This is a genomic window from Luteibacter anthropi (genome assembly GCF_023699965.1).
In the GTDB taxonomy this organism is placed as follows: Bacteria; Pseudomonadota; Gammaproteobacteria; order Xanthomonadales; family Rhodanobacteraceae; genus Luteibacter; species Luteibacter anthropi.
The window spans coordinates 1,558,492-1,576,413 of the sequence record NZ_CP077072.1 but is presented as its reverse complement, the minus strand read 5'-3'; the positions used below and the strand labels follow the sequence as shown (position 1 = coordinate 1,576,413).

General features: G+C 63.8%; 15 protein-coding genes. 6 read left to right on the top strand and 9 right to left on the bottom strand.

The window, feature by feature from the left end; all coding sequences use genetic code 11:
* Positions 1–129 precede the first annotated feature (129 nt).
* The 6 genes from KR767_RS07100 to KR767_RS07075 all read left to right on the top strand — a co-directional run bounded on the left by KR767_RS07100 (position 130) and on the right by KR767_RS07075 (position 10,345).
* Entirely contained in the window at positions 130–2,979 is a 2,850-nt protein-coding gene (locus KR767_RS07100; RefSeq protein ID WP_250878613.1) for a TonB-dependent receptor, read from the top strand.
* A gap of 174 nt (positions 2,980–3,153) precedes the next feature.
* The gene (locus tag KR767_RS07095; RefSeq protein WP_250878612.1) at positions 3,154–4,629 is read left to right on the top strand and encodes a glucoamylase family protein; all 1,476 of its coding nucleotides are present in this window, start codon (positions 3,154–3,156) and stop codon (positions 4,627–4,629) included.
* Positions 4,626–5,900, top strand: coding sequence for a sugar ABC transporter substrate-binding protein (locus tag KR767_RS07090; protein ID WP_250878611.1), 1,275 nt, complete (start codon positions 4,626–4,628; stop codon positions 5,898–5,900). Before KR767_RS07095 ends, KR767_RS07090 begins: the two co-directional genes overlap by 4 nt.
* Positions 5,897–6,775, top strand: coding sequence for a carbohydrate ABC transporter permease (locus KR767_RS07085; RefSeq protein ID WP_250878610.1), 879 nt, complete (start codon positions 5,897–5,899; stop codon positions 6,773–6,775). Before KR767_RS07090 ends, KR767_RS07085 begins: the two co-directional genes overlap by 4 nt.
* Positions 6,772–7,593, top strand: coding sequence for a carbohydrate ABC transporter permease (locus KR767_RS07080; protein WP_250878609.1), 822 nt, complete (start codon positions 6,772–6,774; stop codon positions 7,591–7,593). Before KR767_RS07085 ends, KR767_RS07080 begins: the two co-directional genes overlap by 4 nt.
* Positions 7,594–7,597: 4 nt before the next feature.
* Positions 7,598–10,345 carry a glycoside hydrolase family 15 protein gene (locus tag KR767_RS07075; RefSeq protein ID WP_250878608.1) on the top strand — a complete coding sequence of 916 codons (2,748 nt, stop codon included), beginning with the start codon at positions 7,598–7,600 and terminating at the stop codon, positions 10,343–10,345.
* 190 nt (positions 10,346–10,535) lie between these two features.
* Here KR767_RS07075 and KR767_RS07070 read toward each other — a convergent pair whose 3' ends face one another.
* From KR767_RS07070 to KR767_RS07030, 9 genes are all read right to left on the bottom strand, one after another.
* Entirely contained in the window at positions 10,536–10,910 is a 375-nt protein-coding gene (locus tag KR767_RS07070; protein WP_250878607.1) for a hypothetical protein, read from the bottom strand.
* Positions 10,911–11,004: 94 nt separating this feature from the next.
* Positions 11,005–11,688 carry an HAD family hydrolase gene (locus KR767_RS07065; RefSeq protein WP_166945761.1) on the bottom strand — a complete coding sequence of 228 codons (684 nt, stop codon included), beginning with the start codon at positions 11,686–11,688 and terminating at the stop codon, positions 11,005–11,007.
* Positions 11,689–11,811: 123 nt separating this feature from the next.
* Positions 11,812–12,648 (bottom strand): pirin family protein, encoded by an 837-nt coding sequence (locus KR767_RS07060; RefSeq protein WP_250878606.1) that lies wholly within the window; start codon positions 12,646–12,648, stop codon positions 11,812–11,814.
* Positions 12,649–12,945: 297 nt separating this feature from the next.
* The gene (locus KR767_RS07055) at positions 12,946–13,665 is read right to left on the bottom strand and encodes a YecA/YgfB family protein (RefSeq protein WP_166945757.1); all 720 of its coding nucleotides are present in this window, start codon (positions 13,663–13,665) and stop codon (positions 12,946–12,948) included.
* Positions 13,614–14,381 carry an exodeoxyribonuclease III gene (xth, locus tag KR767_RS07050; RefSeq protein ID WP_166945755.1) on the bottom strand — a complete coding sequence of 256 codons (768 nt, stop codon included), beginning with the start codon at positions 14,379–14,381 and terminating at the stop codon, positions 13,614–13,616. Before xth ends, KR767_RS07055 begins: the two co-directional genes overlap by 52 nt.
* A gap of 55 nt (positions 14,382–14,436) precedes the next feature.
* On the bottom strand, positions 14,437–16,485 hold the full coding sequence (locus tag KR767_RS07045) for a M3 family metallopeptidase (protein WP_166945753.1): 2,049 nt from the start codon (positions 16,483–16,485) through the stop codon (positions 14,437–14,439).
* Positions 16,486–16,542: 57 nt separating this feature from the next.
* Complete coding sequence (locus tag KR767_RS07040; protein ID WP_250878605.1) at positions 16,543–17,076, bottom strand: gamma carbonic anhydrase family protein; 534 nt, start codon at positions 17,074–17,076, stop codon at positions 16,543–16,545.
* A 70-nt stretch (positions 17,077–17,146) separates the two neighbouring features.
* The gene (locus KR767_RS07035) at positions 17,147–17,446 is read right to left on the bottom strand and encodes a hypothetical protein (RefSeq protein WP_250878604.1); all 300 of its coding nucleotides are present in this window, start codon (positions 17,444–17,446) and stop codon (positions 17,147–17,149) included.
* A gap of 107 nt (positions 17,447–17,553) precedes the next feature.
* Positions 17,554–17,901: a hypothetical protein gene (locus KR767_RS07030; protein WP_250878603.1), complete on the bottom strand. Its 348-nt coding sequence runs from the start codon at positions 17,899–17,901 to the stop codon at positions 17,554–17,556.
* Positions 17,902–17,922: the final 21 nt, after the last annotated feature.

Here is a 17,922-nt window from a genome sequence, read left to right as displayed (position 1 = left end):
GGGGTCCGTTCGCGGACCTCGTTTCACATGGCGCAGGGAAGGGCCGCCAGCGGCCCTTTTTTGTTCCATGTAGCCGTAAACGTTTACGGCTGGCCGACAGCAACGCTCATTCACCGAGAGGCACTGATCATGGGAAAGACCAACGCGAAGCTTGCAAGGCACGTCGCCATCGCCCTCGGGCTGATGACCGCCGCCGTGGCTCCCGTCCCCGTGTTCGCACAGTCCAGCACGGCGACCATCCGCGGCCACCTGAATAATGCTCCCGCCCAGGCAAAGGGCGAGGTGGTCGCTACGAGTGTGAGTAACGGCTCCGTCGCACGTGTACCGCTGCGGGATAATGGCACGTATACGCTCGCCGGACTTCAGCCAGGCACCTATCGCATCGATGCCACCGCCAATGGCGCCACGGCCAGCCAGACGGTGACGGTGCAGATCGGACAGTCGCTGGTACTGGACATGGATGTGGCCGGCGCCGCGGTAAAGCCGGAGAATGCGGCCAACCTGCAAGGCCTTACCGTCACGGCGAATTCGCTGATCGAGACGCGTACGTCGGAAGTGGCAGGCAACATCACCACACAGCAGATCCGCGACCTTCCGCAGAACTCGCGCAACTTCCTTAACTTCGCCGGCCTTACCCCCGGCGTGAGCACGCCGAAGGACAAGAACTCGAAGTCGTTCAGCGCCGGTGGCCAGCCGAGCAACCAGACCAATGTCTTCATCGACGGCGCCAGCCTGAAGAACAATATCCTCCAGGGTGGCCTGGTCGGCCAGGATTCCTCGCGCGGCAATCCGTTCTCGCAGGAAGCCATCCAGGAGTTCCGCGTTCTCACGCAGAACTACAAGGCCGAGTACGAGCAGGCCGGCACCGCCATCGTGTCAGCCGTGACCAAGTCGGGCACGAACGAGTTCCATGGCTCGGTGTACGACTTCCTGCAAAGCCGCGGCATGGTCACCCAGGATGAATTCTCGCGAAAGGTCAGCGACGGCAAGCCTGCGTACCGGCGCCAGCAGTACGGCGCGTCGCTCGGCGGCCCCATCATCAAGGACAAGCTGCAGTTCTTCATCAACTTCGAAGGCAACAAGGAAGACGCCAACAAGACCGTCTTCATCAATAATCCACGGTATGCCGACCGCTTCCAGCAGTACAACGGTACTTATTCCGCACCCTTCGACGAAAAGGTGTACTTCGGCAAGCTGAGCTGGCACCCGGACGACAAGAACGACGTCGACCTCAGTTACTCCAACCGAAAGGATTCGGAAACGATCAACTTCGGCGGTACCACGGCATACGATGCCCGGCAGGTGCGTGAGAACAAGGTCACCGACCTTCTCCTGAAGTGGCAGTACCGTGGCAATGCGTTCGTCAACGAAGTGCTGATCGACCGGGGTTTCTACAAGTACAACCCGCGCCCGGTGAATCCGGACATTCCCTCGCAGAACTACGTGGGCATCGCGCAGATCGGTGGCGCATCGGGCCTGCAGAGCAAGGAACAGACGAATTTCACAATCCGTGATGACGTGACCTTCGACGATCTCAACTGGCATGGCCAGCACGTGATCAAGACCGGCGTGAAGATCGCCACCGTCAACCAGCGCCTGCTCGAAAACAACAGCTTCACCCCGCAGTACACCTATCGGCCCGATTCAGTGAATGGGCTGGATATCCCGTATGCCGCCGTGTATTCACCGTCCGGCAAGCGCGCCAGCCTCAAGAACAAGCAGTACGGCATCTACGTGCAGGACGACTGGGACGTCACCGACCGCCTGCAGCTCAACCTCGGCGTGCGCTGGGACTACGAGACCAACGCGATCAACCGATTCTACGTGACGCCCGCCGACCAGGCCGCCGTGGTGCGAGCGCTTGGACTATCCGAGGATTACATAAGCAACGGGCATAATCGCAGCGCTTACAAGGGTGAGATACAGCCACGGGTGGGCTTCTCGCTCGACGTGAGCCCCAGCGGGGACCAGAGCACGACCCTGTTCGGTGGTGCCGGCCGGTATTACGACCGCACGCCGTACGACAACATCATCCAGGAGTCGTTTCACGCGCAGTTCCCGTACTACAACTTCTTCTTCTCGGCCAACGGCGCGCCGAACCAGGAAGGCAATGCCACCATCCCCTGGCAGTCGCAATACCTTACCCGTGCCGGCCTCGATGGCCTGATCAGCGGCGGCAATCCGGGCGGCGGCGAGATGGACCTGCTCAACAACAAGACCCGGCCGCCTTTCACCGACCAGTTCAGTGTCGGCGTGCGCCAGGTCATGGGCGACTGGGTGGGCTCACTCACGTTGAGCCGTATGCTGGGCTATCGCCAGTTCACCTGGATCTTCGGCAATCGTCCTGGTCCCGATTACACCTCCGTACCCGTAGGCCCGTACAACACGGTGCTGATCAATACGACGAAGAAATATTCGTCCAGCTCCGTGCTGATCGGCATCGACAAGCCGTATACCGACGAATCCGGCTGGGGCGTGGGCATCGCCTATACCTATACCGATGCGAAGAAGCAGGGCAACGATGCCTATTCGCTCGACTATGCCACCCCGGGCGCCTATCCCGGCGGTCGCACTGCCGAGCGCAATCGCCTGGTGATGAACGGCTCGGTCAAGCTGCCCTGGGATATCAAGCTCAGCACACTCATCACCCTGGGTTCGGGCGATCCATACGACGTGGCCTACGGCACGGCATACAACGACCCCAACCGGGGCACGCATATCGGCGCTGCCGCACCGAAGAAGGGCAACTTCATCATTCCCAATGCCTGGGGTTACCGCAACGTCGACCTCGCCTTGTCGAAGACCTTCCGCTTCGCCGGCACCCAGGCACTGGAATTACGCGCCGACGCGTTCAACGTCTTCAACTTCAAGAACTACGGTTGCTATACCACGCTCGTTACCGAGCCCAACTTCGGCCAACCAGCCTGCATCGTGGGCGTGACCCGCAGTTATCAGGTCGGTGCGCGTTACAGCTTCTGATGCATCGCTTCGTCCGTCACTCCGCTGATTCGAAGGCAACGGAGTGACGGAACGGAGATTTTTCCACACGGCAATGTAAACGTTTGCACCACCATGCTAACGTCCATCGCCATCCGTTTTACCCGTATACCGCCGGCCCCACGGCGTTCGTGACCGCCTCCTCCAAGGATCGCCATGCAAGCCTCCATGAAGAAAAGCCTCTCCGTCGCCCTGGGCGTTCTGCTGGCCACCGTCGCACCGTTCTCGATGGCCCAGAAAGCCGAAGCCCGTGCCACGCACCATGCGGTGGCGAGCGAACCGCATGCCATTCCGGCGACCATCGCCGACCTGCAGAAGCGCAGCTTCCAGTGGTTCTGGGACAGTGGTAACCCGGAGAACGGGCTCATTCCCGATCATTACCCCGGCGATTCGTTCGCCTCCATCGCCGCCGTGGGTTTTGGCCTCACCACCTATGGCGTGGGCGTGGAGCGTGGCTGGATCACCCGCGACCAGGCCATCGATCGCACGCTGGCCACGCTGCGCTTCTTCAAGAACGCGCCGCAAGGCGATGCCGAAGAGGGCGAAACGGGCAACCACGGCTTCTTCTATCACTTCCTCGACATGAAGACCGGCAAGCGCTTTGCCAACTGGGTCGAAGTGTCGTCGGTGGACACGACCTTGTTGCTGGGTGGCGTGCTGTTCGCACAAAGCTACTACGACCATGACACGCCAAAGGAAAAGGAAATCCGCGAGCTTGCCGACGCCATCTATCGCGGCATCGACTGGACCTGGCTGCAGAAGCGTTCACCGCTGATCAGCATGGGCTGGACGCCGGGCGGCCGCACCATCCCGCATGACTGGGAGGGCTATAACGAAGGCATGCTCGTCTATATCCTCGCGCTCGGCTCTCCCACGCATCCGGTGGGCGACGATGCCTGGTCCGCCTGGACGAAGACCTACGACAAGACCTGGGGCGAATTCCACGGCCAGACCTTCCTGAACTTCGCACCGATGTTCGGTCACCAGTACAGCCATACCTGGGTGGACTTCCGTGGCATCCGTGACGAATGGAACCGCGAGCACAACCTCGATTATTTCGAGAACAGCCGCCGCGCCACCTATTCGCAGCAGGCCTATGCCATCGCCAACCCCGGCGGCTGGAAGGGCTACGGCAAGGATGTCTGGGGTCTCACGGCCAGCAACGGCCCCGGCGGCCTGATCGTGAAGCAGGGTGACAAGGAGCGCACTTTCCACGGCTATACGGCGCGCGGCGCCGGTCTCGACTACATCTCGGACGACGGCACCATCGTGCCGACGGCGGCCGGTGGCTCGATTGCCTTCGCACCGGAGATCGTGATTCCTGCGCTGGAAGAGATGAAGAAGCGCTACGGCCAGTACATCTATACCAAATACGGTTTCGTGGATGCCTTCAACCTCAGCTTCGATACCCATACGGACCTGCGCACCGGGCGCGTCGTGCCGGGCTTCGGCTGGGCCGACACGGTGCACCTTGGCATCGACCAGGGTCCGATCGTGCTGATGATCGAGAACTACCGCAGCGACTTCGTCTGGAACGTGATGAAGCGCAATCCGTATATCCGCAAGGGTCTGCAACGCGCAGGCTTCAGCAGCGGCTGGCTCGACGCGGACACGGCGGCCGAGCTGTGGTGAAGTCGTTCGCTACCGCGCTGTTCCTGGCGTTCGCCTGTCTTGCCACCGCTTGCGGCAAGACCGACACAGGGACGCGTGAATTGCAGTTCTGGACCATCGGCCGCGAAGGCGAAGCCGTGCGCCAGTTGTTACCGGAGTTCGAACGCGAGCACCCCGGCCTGCATGTCGTCGTGCAGCAGCTTCCGCTCACGGCCGCGCACCAGAAACTGCTGACGGCCTATGCCGGCGATTCCACACCGGACATCACGCAGCTGGGTAATACCTGGATTCCGGAAATGGTGGCCCTGGGTGCCCTCGAACCACTGGACAAGCGCGTCGCGGCATCCCGCGTCGTGGATCCAAAGGATTATTTCCCGGCGATCTGGTCAACCAATGTCATCGACGGCACCCTGTATGGCGTGCCCTGGTATGTCGATACACGCCTGCTGTTTTACCGCAAGGACCTGCTGGCCAGGGCTGGCTACGACCATCCTCCGCGCGACTGGGCCGAGTGGCAGGCCATGATGGCGAAGCTGGCCCAGCCGAAGGGCCAGGCGTATGGCGTGCTGCTGCCCACCAATGAATTCGAGCAACTGCTCGCGCTGGCCCTGCAGCAGGACGAACCGCTGCTGCGTGACGATGGCCGCTACGGCAATTTCCGCAGCGCGGGCTTCCGCAAGGCGCTGGCTTATTACGTCTCGATTTTCCGCGACCAGCAGGCCCCAATGATGACCAACGTCGGCATCGGCAATCCGTGGGCAGCATTCGGACAGGGCTTCTATGCGTTCTATCTATCGGGCCCGTGGAACATCGGCGAATTCCGCAAGCGCCTGCCTGCGGAGCAACAGGACGACTGGGGAACCACGCCGCTCCCCGGACCGGATGGCCCTGGCGCATCGAATGCCGGCGGTTCCAGCCTCGTGATCTACAAGGCGTCAAAGCACAAGGACGAGGCCTGGGCGCTGGTGGAGTTCCTCTCCCGTCCCGATATCCAGGAGCGCTTCTACGCCATCCTGGGCGACATGCCGCCGCGCCGTTCGTCTTGGGACGCCCCGGCCTTGCGCCATGACGACAAGGCCACCGCGTTCCGCGAGCAGCTTGAGCGCGTGAAACCCACGCCCCAGGTGGCCGAGTGGGAACGCATCGTCACGGAGATGCAGCTGGTGGCCGCGCAGGCCGCCCATGGCGATATCACCGTCGACGAGGCCGCCGCGGAAATTGATCGCCGCGCCGACCGCCTGCTGGAGAAACGCCGCTGGATGCTCGACCACGGCCACAAGGCAACCCCATGAAGCCCTCACGCGCCGCCTGGATCTTCATCACCCCCGCCCTGGTCATCCTCGGTCTGTTCTTCCTGCTGCCGGTGATCGCCGCGCTGGCGCTGTCACTGACCGACTACGACCTCTACGCGCTGGCGGATATCCGCAACCTGCGCTTCATTGCGCTGGACAACTACTGGACCCTGCTGCACCGCCCCCTGTTCTGGTCTGCGCTGGGGCACACCGTGTATTTCGTGGTGGTGGGCGTGCCGCTATCGCTGCTGGCTTCGCTTGGTGCAGCCATGCTGCTCAATTCGCCCCTGGCCCGGTTCAAGCCGTTCTTCCGTACGGCGTTGTTCGCGCCCGTGGTGACGACGGTGGTCGCCGTGGCGGTGATCTGGCGTTACCTGTTCAACACGAAGTACGGCCTGATCAACTACGCACTGGATTCCATCGGCATGCCCACCGTGGACTGGCTGGGTGACCCGCACTGGGCGATGCCCACGATCATCCTGTTCGCCGTGTGGAAGAACTTCGGCTACAACATGATCATCTTCATGGCGGGCCTGCAGGCGATTCCGGGTGATCTTTACGAAGCCGCGCGCATCGACGGCGCGTCGGCCTGGGCGCAGTTCCGCCATATCACGCTGCCCATGCTGAAGCCGACGATGACCATGGTGAGCATCCTCACCGTCTCTGGCTATTTCCAGCTGTTTGCCGAGCCGTATGTGATGACCGAAGGCGGCCCGCTGCAAAGCACGACCTCGGTGCTTTACCTGATGTACGAAGAAGGCTTCAAGTGGTGGAATCTCGGCTCCGCCTCCGCCGTGGCCTTCATCCTGTTCGCGATCATGTTCGCGGTTACCGCCACGATGCTTCGCCTGTCGAAGCGGGGAGAAGCCGCATGAGTCCGCGTAGTGCCAAGGCCGTGATCAATGGCCTGCTTATCGCCTGGGCGGCCATCGCCCTTGCGCCGCTGCTGTACATGCTGTCGGTGTCGTTCATGACACCGGGTGAGGCCAGCGCACTGCCGCCGCCCATCCTGCCCGACCACCCGACGCTGGCGAACTATCGCCAGCTGTTCATGAATGCCGGCATGGGGCGTTACCTGTTCAACAGCCTGCTGATTTCCACCGCCATCACGGTGATCTCGCTGGCTTTCAACCTGATGGCGGGTTATGCCTTCGCCAAGCTGGAGTTCACCGGACGGCAGAAGCTGTTCCAGGGGCTGCTCGGCGCGCTGGTTATTCCCGCCCAGGTAGCGATGCTGCCCCTGTTCCTGTTGTTGAAGTACATGGGGCTGGTGAATACCTACGGTGCGATCATCGTGCCCGCGCTGGCGACGATCTTCGGCATTTTCCTCGTACGCCAGTATGCGAGCGGTATCCCCAACGATCTTCTGGAAGCCGCCCGGATCGACGGTGCCGGCGAATTCCGCATCTTCGCCACCATCGTGATGCCGCTGCTCAAACCCATCATGGTGACGCTGGCGATCTTTACCTTCCTGGCCGCATGGAACGACTTCATGTGGCCGTTGATCGCGCTGACCGGGCAGGAGCATTACACGCTGCCTATCGCACTGGCGTCGCTATCACGCGAGCACGTGCAGGACAGCGAACTGATGATGGCCGGCTCGGTGGTGACGATCCTTCCCGTGCTTGTGTTGTTCCTCGCCTTGCAGCGGTATTACCTTGAAGGCTTGTTGCTTGGCAGCGTAAAGGGCTGAATCCATGCGTCGTTTCCTGCTGGCATGGCTGCTTCCATATGGCGTCGTCCACGCAACGGAAGCGCCGCGCCTGCTCGATGGATTCGATGCTGCATCGGGATGGACCGCTGCGCATACCGACGATGTATCTGCGTCGTTGCATCCGGCGTCCGGCAAGCATGGCCATGCCTTGTGCCTGGCGTTCGACTTCAACGGCGTGTCCGGCTCGGCCTCGATGCGTCGTGAGCTACCCATCGATTTCCCGACCGGATTCATGCTGTCGTTCGATGTGCGTGGCGACATGCCGGCGAATACCCTGCAGCTCAAGCTCATCGACGCCAGCGGTGACAATGTGTGGTGGTTCCAGAAGCCGGGCTTCGTGCCGTCGGCTTCCTGGCGGACCGTGCAGGCCACCAGTCGCGAGGTGGAATTTGCCTGGGGACCGACGAAGGACCGCGTGCTGCGCCATACACGGGCCATCGAGTTCATGGTCTACAAGGAGGCCCAGCCGGCGGGTGTTGCCGACAAGGGCGAGGTGTGTTTCGACAATCTGCGGCTCACGCCTCGTCAGATCGCAGCCGTTCCGCCCGTTGCAGTCACATCGAACGCGATGTTCGAGACACGGGCGAAGCACGGGCGCCGCGGGATCTATCCGCGCGGTTTCTCGGGTGAGCAGTCGTACTGGACGATCATCGGTGTCGATGGCGGATCGAAGGATTCGGCCTTGATCTCCGAGGATGGTGCCGTCGAAGTAACGCGGGGCGGCTTCACCATCGAGCCGTTTCTCATCGAGAACGGCAGGTTGACGACATGGGCGGACGTCACGGCCACCCAGGCATTGCGCGAACGCTATCTTCCGATGCCGTCGGTAACGTGGGCACGCGATGGGCTCCGGCTTACAAGTGCGGCTTTTGCCGAAGGCAAGCCAGGCAGGTCGTTGCTCGTGCTGTCCTACCGGGTGGCCAACGACAGCGACAAGGAGAGAAACGTCACGCTCGCGCTGGCTGCGCGTCCTTTCCAGGTCAACCCGCCGACCCAGTTCCTGAATGCACCGGGCGGCATGTCGCCTATCCACGATATGGCGTGGAATGGCGATGCCCTGGTCGTGAACAGCGAGCGACGGGTGATTCCGTTGCAGACGCCATCGCGTTTCGTGGCCCAGGCGGATGAAGCCAGTACCCTCGTGGACCAATGGTCCAGGGGCGACACCGTGGCGACGGTACAACCCCATGATGGCGTAGCGCGGGTCAGCGATCCGAAGGGTTTCGCACAAGGTGCGTTGCTCTATGAGCTTCGCCTGCCGGCGCATGGGCATGTCGATCTGGGCCTCGTGGTGCCGTCAACGCCCGGCATCGATGTACCACGTCCCGCCGACGCGGCGAACTGGCTTGAGTCCCATGCCGATACCGTAGCGTCGCAATGGCATGAAGCGCTCGATCGGGTCGATCTGCGCGTACCGGCCATGGCGCAACCCGTGGTCGATACGATGAAGACCGGCATCGCCCATATGCTGATCTCACGCGACGGGCCGGCCTTGCAACCGGGCACCCGATCCTACTCGCGGACATGGGTGCGCGACGGCGCGATGATGCTTGAGGGGTTGCTGCGAACCGGGCACGAAGATGTGGCGAGTGAGTTCGTGCGCTGGTACGCGCCGCACCAGTTCACTAACGGCAAGGTACCGTGCTGTGTGGATGCACGGGGTTCCGATCCGGTGCCCGAGAACGACAGCCATGGCGAGCTGGTCTTCGCCATGGCCGAGTTGTGGCGTTACACACACGATCGCACGATGCTCGCATCGCTCTATCCGTATGCGGGCAAGGCTATCGATTACATGGACCGTCTACGCCTGTCGGAGCGACAGCCCGCCCGCCTGGATGGTGCTGATCGGGCTTTGTACGGACTCATGCCTGCATCGATCAGCCACGAAGGGTACTCGGCCAAGCCGATGCATTCGTATTGGGACGATTTCTGGGCGTTGAAGGGATATGACGATGCCGTAAGCCTCGCGCAGGAGATGGGCCGTGGCGAAGATGTCCGGCGATTTACGGCATCGCGCGATCAGTTCCGCGAGGATCTGCATGCATCCATCGCTGCGGCCGTGAAGGAGAAGGGTATCGATTTCATCCCGGGCGCAGCCGAGCTGGGGGATTTCGATGCGACATCGACGACCATAGCGTTGTCACCGGGTGGTGAGCAGTCGCATCTGCCCAGGACCTTGCTCGACGCCACGTTTGAACGCTACTGGCGCGACTTTGTCGCGCGTCGCGATGGTCGGCGCGACTGGGACGATTACACGCCTTATGAGGTTCGCGTGATCGCCACCTTCGTCCGGCTGGGCTGGCGTGGTCGCGTCGGCGAGCTGCTGGCGTTTTTCCTTGCAGATCGCAGGCCTGCCGCCTGGAACCAGTGGGCAGAGGTGGTCGGTCATGATCCGCGCAAGCCGCGTTTTGTCGGCGACATGCCGCATGCGTGGATTGCGTCGGATTACGTACGCTCGGCGCTGGACCTGTTCGCCTACGAGCGGACCGATGACCACGCCATCGTCCTCGGCGCAGGGTTGCCCATGGACTGGCTGGAAGGTGAGGGCGTGTCGGTACGCGACCTGCGTACGCCGTATGGGCGGCTGGGTTATACGCTGAAGGTGAAGGATGGGCGTGCCTGGGTGACTGTCACGCAGGCGATCCGGCCGCCGGGTGGACTGGTGCTTTCATTGCCGGGGAAGGAAGTGAGGCTGGCGCAGACTGGTGTCGCGCAGGAGGTCTCTCTGTAGTCGAGGGTATGGGCTCATGCGCCTTCGGCGGTCGCGCGCAGGCGCGCTCCTACAGGGGGTAGCTGAGTCGCTCGCGGGCGCGCTCCTACAGGGGAATGTAGGAGCGCGCCTGCGCGCGACCCAGCATCCCGGAAACCCACCACGTAGACACTCGCACCCAACGCGCTACGAAAGCACCCGACCTACCGGCTCAATGCGTCGCCACGCGCGTACGCAGCAACGCATCCACCGACTGCTGCCATTCGGCAGAGCCTGGCTTGGCCTGCGGCGCTTCCTGTCCCAGCTTGCGATTCACGGCGTCATCCCATTCCGCCGAACCCGGCGTGGGGCCGTGACCGTCATCGCTGACCGCAAGGATCTTGTCGACCCAGGCAAGCCACTCGGGCGAGCCAAGAGCCGGATTGGCCGGAGCGGCCCGGCCCGGCGCAGGGGAGGACGCTGCCGTGGTGGCCGCAGCGGGTGCAGCTTCGGGGGCCGGAGGCTCGGCATGCGAGCAGGCGGCGATGATCAGCGCCGCCGTCAGCGGCACGGCGGTGAAGAGAAAGCGATTGATGATGGAACGCATGGGTACATCGACCTCACAACAGCGTCAGACGTCCGATGCTAAGTGCCGTTACCCGTCCGTAAGTTGAACGCGCTACGGAACTTCTTGCGTTCGTTCAGCTTCGTGCCGCCACTTCATCGATATGGCGCAGCAGATCGGCCGGATCCTCGAAGACGCGATAGGCGCCTGCACGCTCCAGTTCATTCTCGCCATAACCGCCTGAAAGCAGGCCGATGCCCAGGGCCCGGGCCCGCTGGGCAGCCAGCATGTCCCAGATGGCGTCGCCGATGACCATGGCATCGCGGATATCGGTGCCCAGGCGCTCGGCAGCGGTGACGAAGAGGTCCGGATCGGGCTTTGCGTGGCGCACCTGGTCGCGGGTGACGACGGGGATCGTGTGCGGGTCCACGCCCAGCGCGGCAATGTTGTGGGCCGCCGTTTCCATGCGGCCACTGGTGGCGATGGCCCAGGGGATCTTCGCGTCGGTGAGCCAGCGCAGCAGCTCCACGGCGCCCGGCAGGGGTTTCACGGCGCCTGCCTCGGCCAGCCGGCCATAGGCGGCGGCGTGGTTGCGGCGCAGGCGGTCGATGCGCTCGGGCGTGATCTCGGTGCCCGTCTCACGCAGCAGGATATCGGTGAACAGGCCACCGCTCATGCCGATCTTCCGGTGGATACGCCACACGGAGAGATCGATGCCCTCCATATCGAGCGATTCCTTCCAGGCGAGGACATGCTGGTAGACGCTGTCGACGAGGGTGCCGTCGAGATCGAAGAGGAAGGCGTGCTTTTGTCTGGACATACCCGAAGATTACACCTGTAGGAGCGCGCCTTGCGCGCGACCGGGGTTACCGAATGTCTCCGGAATACCCCGCATCGCCGCTTCGTTGGCTTGTCGCGCGCAAGGCGCGCTCCTACAGCGGCCTTAGAACTTGCCGGCGCGGAAGTCCGCGATAGCCTCGTGGATCTGCTCGGGGGTGTTCATCACGAACGGGCCGTAGCGGGCCACCGGCTCGGACAACGGCCGACCCGCCACCACGAGGATACGGGTGGCCGTCTGGCCAGCCGCCAGCGGCACGGTATCGCCGGTGCGCGAGAACACGGCCAGCTCGCTGCGATCCAGCACCTGCCCGGCCACATGGGCGGCACCGCCGTCGAACACGTAGGCGAATGCGCTATGGCCCTGGGGTAGCGGCAGGTCGAGCGTCGCGCCGGGTTCGAGCGCGATATCCAGGTAAACCGGCGCCGTGACGATGCCCGAGACCGGACCCGTCGCGCCGTCCAGCTCACCCGCGATGACCTTCACGGTCACGCCTTCGGCCGGATGCACCGTCGGGATGTCGCCCGGGGGAATGTCCTGGTAGCGCGGCGTGGTCATCTTGTCCGAGGCCGGCAGGTTCACCCACAGTTGGAAGCCCCACATCAGGCCGGCTTCCTGCTGCGGCATCTCGGAATGCAGGATGCCGCGACCGGCGGTCATCCACTGGACGCTGCCCGGACCCAGGTCGCCCCGGTTGCCGTGGTTGTCGCCGTGCTGCATGCGACCGGCGAGCATGTAGGTCACGGTTTCGAAGCCGCGATGGGGATGCTCGGGGAAGCCTTCGATGTAGTCGCCCGCGTCGTCGGAACGGAATTCGTCGAGCAGCAGGAAGGGGTCCAGCATGTCGAGGGCTGGCTGGCCGATGACGCGCTTGAGCTTCACGCCGGCGCCGTCGGCGGTATCCATGCCGCGGACGCGGCGGATGATGCTGCGATGGGTCATGTCGTGCTCCGGGGTGTGCTTCTGATGCGCACAAGATGCGCCCGGGGACGGGGGATGCCTAGGTGTGTGGGGTGAACGATCTGTTTCGGTGTGGGGGTGCGGGGTTATCGCCTGGCCGGTCGCGCGCAAGGCGCGCTCCTACACAACAAGCCATGTCACGCCCCCGGTTCCAACGCGATCCTGTAGAAGGTCGCGCGCAAGGCGCGCTCCTACAACAAGCCATGTCACGCCCCCCGGGTCCACCGCGACCCTGTAGGAGCGCGCCTTGCGCGCGACCGGCCACGCGAAGAATCCCTCTCAATGCACCCAATGCCCGGAACGCTGCCGCGGCGGATGATCGTCCCCTTCGGGACGCGGAGCGACCATCGACTTGATCTCATCCTCGGTCGGCGGCTTCTGGCGCCAGTATTCGTTCACCGCATTGAGCACCTCGGGCAGCTGCCCCAGGCACTCGTCGTATTCCTCGTCGCTGAGCTTCTCGAACTCGGCGTCTGCCTGGAGCACGCCTTCATCGACAGCCAGGGCCATCACCGGACCCAGCAGCTGCATCAGGTCGGGGTCTTCGGCGAGGCGGTTTTCCCACACCCCCGCACGCATGTCGATGCCGCGGCTGAAACCCTCGCACCAGCCGGCGGCCGACAGCAGAGGACCTTCCTCGGTATCGATCTCGCCAAGGATGGGCTCGTACGCATCGACGTCGAGCTCGGCACTGATCGAGTCGTTGAGCTTGGCCAGCAGCGCCAGCACGCGGTTGCCTTCGTCCTCGTCGTCGAACGCCTCGTGCAGCACTTCGTGCAGCCACTCTTCGGGTTTGATTTCGAGCGGGCCCACCGCCACCGCCGAGAGCAGACCATGCACGCCGTCGAGCATGAGATCGCCCTCACCGCCGTGCGCGCGCAGGTAGGTGTCGAGTTCTTCGAGTTCCTTGTCGTCGAGGGAACTCGGCCATTCGGACTTGGGTACGTTCAAAGCGTCAGCTCCAGTGCCACCGGCGTATGGTCGGAGGGTTGCTCCCATTTTCGCGGGGCCTTGTCGATGATCGACGAGGTCGCCACGGATTTGAGCGCATCGCTGATGAGGATGAGGTCGATTCGCAGACCCATGTTGCGGCGGAACGCTGCCTGACGGTAGTCCCACCAGCTGAAAAGGCCGCCTTCTTCGGTGAAAAGGCGGAAACTGTCGTGCAGGCCCGTATCGAGGATGGCCTGCAAGGCGGCACGCTCGGGCGGTGAGCAGAAGATGTCCTCGCCCCAGGCCACCGGATCGTAGACGTCGCGATCGTCACGGCAGATGTTGAAATCGCCCAGTACCACGAGCTTCGGGTGTCGTGCGATTTCCTTCTCGATGAAGTCGCGCACCTTTGCCAGCCAGTGCAGCTTGTAGGTGTACTTCTCGTCGCCCAGCGCCTTGCCGTTCACCACGTAGAGATCGATGACACGGATATCGCCGACGGTAGCGGCGAGGATGCGTCGCTGCGGATCGTCGAGGCCGGGGATGTCCGTTACGACGTCCACGGGCTCCTGCTTCGCCAGGATGGCGACGCCGTTGTAGGTCTTCTGCCCGGAGTACACCGAGCGATAGCCCATGGCGGCGATCTCGTCCACCGGAAACTTGTCGTCGGTGAGCTTGGTTTCCTGCAGCGCGACGATGTCCGGCTGCGCCTCGGCCAGCCATTGCTGGAGATGGGGCAGGCGGACCTTGAGCGAGTTGACGTTCCACGAAGCGATCTTCATCGCCCCATTGTAAAGGAAACCCGTGTGACGACCCGGCGTCACACGGGTTTCATCGTCAGGCCAGCCCGTAGCTCTTCAGCAGGGCGCCCGGCTGCGGCTCGCGGCCACGGAAGGCCTTGAACGATTCCAGCGCGGGACGCGTGGCGCCTACGGCCAGGACCTGCCGGCGGAACCGCTCGCCCGTGGCACGATCCAGCACGCCGGCTTCCTCGAAAGGCTCGAAGGCATCGGCCGAGAGGACTTCGGCCCACAGGTAGCTGTAGTAACCGGCCGAATAACCGCCGGCGAAGATATGCGTGAAGCCGTGCGGGAAACGCTGCCAGGCCGGCGGATGCAGCACCGACACCTCGTGGCGCACCGACTCCAGCACGTCCATGGGACGGGCACCCTTTGCCGGGTCGTATTCCAGGTGCAGGCGGAAATCGAACAGGCCGAATTCCAGCTGGCGTACCAGGAACATGCCGGTGTGGAAATGCCGGGCCTTGAGCATGCGCTCGTACAGCTCGTCGGGCAGTTCCTCGCCCGTGCGGTAGTGACGGGCAAACAGGCGCAGGGCTTCGCGATCCCAGGCGAAGTTCTCCATGAACTGGCTGGGCAGCTCCACCGCGTCCCATTCGACGCCGTCGATGCCACCGACGGACGGAATATCCACCTCGGTCAGCATGTGGTGCAGGCCGTGGCCGAATTCGTGGAACAGCGTGAGCACGTCGTCGTGCGTCAGCAGGGCCGGCGCGCCGTCGGTCGGGGGCGGGAAGTTGCAGGTGAGAAAGGCCACCGGCAGTTGCAGGTGCCCGCCGTCGCGGAAGCGCGCCTCGCAGACATCCATCCAGGCGCCGCCACGCTTGCCCGAGCGTGCGTAGAGGTCGACATAGGCGCCCGCGAAAACGGTGCCGTCGGCATTGCGCAGGTCGTAGTAGCGGACATCCTTGTGCCAGGTGTCCACGTTGTCGCGCGGCGCGAAGGTGACGCCGTAGAGACGATTCACCACGGCGAACAGGCCGTCGACGACCTGCTGGGCGGGGAAGTAGGGCTTCAGCTGCTCTTCGTCGAGCGCGTAGCGCTCGACGCGCAGCTTTTCGGCGGCGAAACCGACGTCCCACGGCTCCAGGTTGTCGATCTTCAGGCGTTCCGTGGCGAACTTGCGCAGTTCTGCCAGTTCTTCCTTCGCACGGGGGCGGGCCTTCGCGACGAGGTCGCGCAGGAAGTCGAGCACCACCTGCGGGGACGTGGCCATCTTGGTGGCCAGCGATTCCTCGGCGGCATTGGCGAAGCCCAGGAGCTGGGCGGCTTCGTGACGCAGGGCGACGATCCGGTCGATGCGCTCGGAGTTGTCGAACTTGCCCTTGTTCGGGCCCTGGTCCGAGGCGCGGGTCTGGTAGGCGTAGTACACGTCGAAACGCAGGTCGCGATTCTCGGCATAGGTCAGCACGGCCTGGACACTGGGCTGCTTGAGGGTGACCAGATACCCGTCGAGGTTGGCTTCGCGGGCGTATTCGCGCAGCACGGCACGGCCGGACTCCGGAATGCCCGCGAGGTCGCGCTCGTCGGTGATGTGCTTGTGCCAAGCCTCGGTGGCGTCGAGCACCGCGTTGGAGAATTCGGTGCTGAGCCTGGACAGCTCCACCCCGATCTCGCGGAAGCGGCTGCGCGCCGGTTCTTCCAGGGCTACGCCGGACAGGCGGAAATCGCGCAAGGCGTGCTCGACGGCCGCACGGGCCGCCACCGGCAGCGAAGCGAAGTCGCTCCGGTCGGCCACGGCCTGGGTCGCCGCATAAAGATCGCGGTTCTGGCCGATTTCGATGCCGTGGTCGGTGAGTTTTTCTTCCGCCGCGCCGTGTGCCTTGCGCAGGGCTTCGGAGTCGGCCACCGAATGCAGGTGGCTTACCGGCGACCAGGCCCGCGAAAGGGTCTGGTCGAGGCGTTCCTGGGCGAGGATCACGTGCTCGAAATCGCGGGCTGCGCCCGCTGCCGTGATGGCATCGATGCCGGCGCGCTGCGCGGCAATCAGGCGGTCGACCGCAGGCTCCACGTGCTCGGGCCGGATCGCCGAAAACGCCGGCAGGTCGCCGCTGGGATCAAGAAGGGGGTTGGTGGTGCTGTCCATGGGATCTCCTCTCGGATTCCCAGCGTGGAGCCAGCGGCGCATCAAATCAAGCAGCTCCTACAGCAGGTATTCGTCTTTCAGGCGGACGTAGTTGGCTGCGGAGTAGTAGAGCTGCTCGACCTGCTTGTCGCTCAGCACGCGCACCATCTTCGCCGGATTGCCCACCCACAGCTCCCGCTCGCCGACCACCTTGCCCGGAGGGACGAGGGCACCGGCGGCCACGAAGGCATGCTTCTTCACCACCGCACCGTCGAGCACCGTCGCATGCATGCCGATCAGGCAGGCGTCTTCGATGGTGCAGGCGTGGATGACCGCCCCATGGCCGATGGTGACGTCTTCGCCGATCAGGGTGGGGAAGCCGCCCGGTGTGTAAGGGCCATCGTGGGTGACATGGATCACCGCGCCGTCCTGGAGATTGCTGCGGGCACCGATGCGGATGTGATGCACGTCGCCGCGGGCGACGGCACCCGGCCAGATCGACACGTCATCACCCAGCTCGACGTCGCCGATGACCGTAGAGGCCGGATCGACGTAGACGCGGGCACCAAGGCGCGGAAGGATGCCCCGGAACGGGCGGATGGCATGGGACATGAGCTTCAAGGGACCGTGAACGTAGCCGGCAGGATACCGCCTTCGCGCCCCGGCCCGGACCGGTTTAGGTTTACTGGAAGCGGCCGCCCGTGATGCGCCCATCCGCGTCGAACTGCGGGAAATAGCGGCTGTTGTTCATGCGGATTTCCATCGTGGTGGCCGTATTGGGCATCACCAGCAGCACATCGGGATAGGCCGCGTGGAACTGGGCCGCCGTGGGATGCGTACCGATGAAGGCGTCGAAGGCCTTGATATCGGTGACGAAACCGGCGACCGGCACCGGCTGGCTGGCGGCAGGCGCAGTGCGGCATGCGCTGAGGATGGCGACGCCGAGAACGGCCATGAAGAAAAGCGTGGCGAGACGGTGCATGGGCAGGCTCCTTGCCTTGGGGGAGGGCCGATTATCCCCCGAATGGGGTATGCCAACCATGAACGTATTCGGCAGGAAGGAGAGCTACCTCCCTCCTGCCTGCGGGATCAGCGGAAGCTGCCGCCCTGGATACGGCCGTGCGCGTCCAGATCAGCGAAGTACCGGCTGTTGTCCATGCGCAGTTCGCGGGTGGCCATGTCACCGGGAAGCACGAGGGTCAGACACGAATAACGACTGCGGAATTCGACCGGGGTCGGACGCGTGGCGACATAGGCGTCGAAAGCGGCCATGTCGGTGATGCCACAACGACGCACGTCGTTGCCGCCACCGAAACCCGGAACGGGTCGGTCCGCCTGCGATGCAGCGGCCGGAAAAACCATGCTATCGGTGGGGGTATGGGCCGATACAGCCAGCGGAGCGGCCACGAACAGGGCCGAAAGAAGGGTGCGATACATGTGTGGCTCCTTGCCGGGATA

Excerpts from the sequence above, each read along its gene's own strand:
- KR767_RS07100 (WP_250878613.1), top strand. The coding sequence starts at position 130 with ATGGGAAAGACCAACGCGAAGCTTGCAAGGCACGTCGCCATCGCCCTC.
- KR767_RS07095 (WP_250878612.1), top strand. The coding sequence starts at position 3,154 with ATGCAAGCCTCCATGAAGAAAAGCCTCTCCGTCGCCCTGGGCGTTCTG.
- KR767_RS07085 (WP_250878610.1), top strand. The coding sequence starts at position 5,897 with ATGAAGCCCTCACGCGCCGCCTGGATCTTCATCACCCCCGCCCTGGTC.
- KR767_RS07080 (WP_250878609.1), top strand. The coding sequence starts at position 6,772 with ATGAGTCCGCGTAGTGCCAAGGCCGTGATCAATGGCCTGCTTATCGCC.
- KR767_RS07075 (WP_250878608.1), top strand. The coding sequence starts at position 7,598 with ATGCGTCGTTTCCTGCTGGCATGGCTGCTTCCATATGGCGTCGTCCAC.
- KR767_RS07070 (WP_250878607.1), bottom strand. The coding sequence starts at position 10,910 with ATGCGTTCCATCATCAATCGCTTTCTCTTCACCGCCGTGCCGCTGACG.
- KR767_RS07065 (WP_166945761.1), bottom strand. The coding sequence starts at position 11,688 with ATGTCCAGACAAAAGCACGCCTTCCTCTTCGATCTCGACGGCACCCTC.
- KR767_RS07060 (WP_250878606.1), bottom strand. The coding sequence starts at position 12,648 with ATGACCCATCGCAGCATCATCCGCCGCGTCCGCGGCATGGATACCGCC.
- KR767_RS07055 (WP_166945757.1), bottom strand. The coding sequence starts at position 13,665 with ATGGGAGCAACCCTCCGACCATACGCCGGTGGCACTGGAGCTGACGCT.
- xth (WP_166945755.1), bottom strand. The coding sequence starts at position 14,381 with ATGAAGATCGCTTCGTGGAACGTCAACTCGCTCAAGGTCCGCCTGCCC.
- KR767_RS07045 (WP_166945753.1), bottom strand. The coding sequence starts at position 16,485 with ATGGACAGCACCACCAACCCCCTTCTTGATCCCAGCGGCGACCTGCCG.
- KR767_RS07040 (WP_250878605.1), bottom strand. The coding sequence starts at position 17,076 with ATGTCCCATGCCATCCGCCCGTTCCGGGGCATCCTTCCGCGCCTTGGT.
- KR767_RS07035 (WP_250878604.1), bottom strand. The coding sequence starts at position 17,446 with ATGCACCGTCTCGCCACGCTTTTCTTCATGGCCGTTCTCGGCGTCGCC.
- KR767_RS07030 (WP_250878603.1), bottom strand. The coding sequence starts at position 17,901 with ATGTATCGCACCCTTCTTTCGGCCCTGTTCGTGGCCGCTCCGCTGGCT.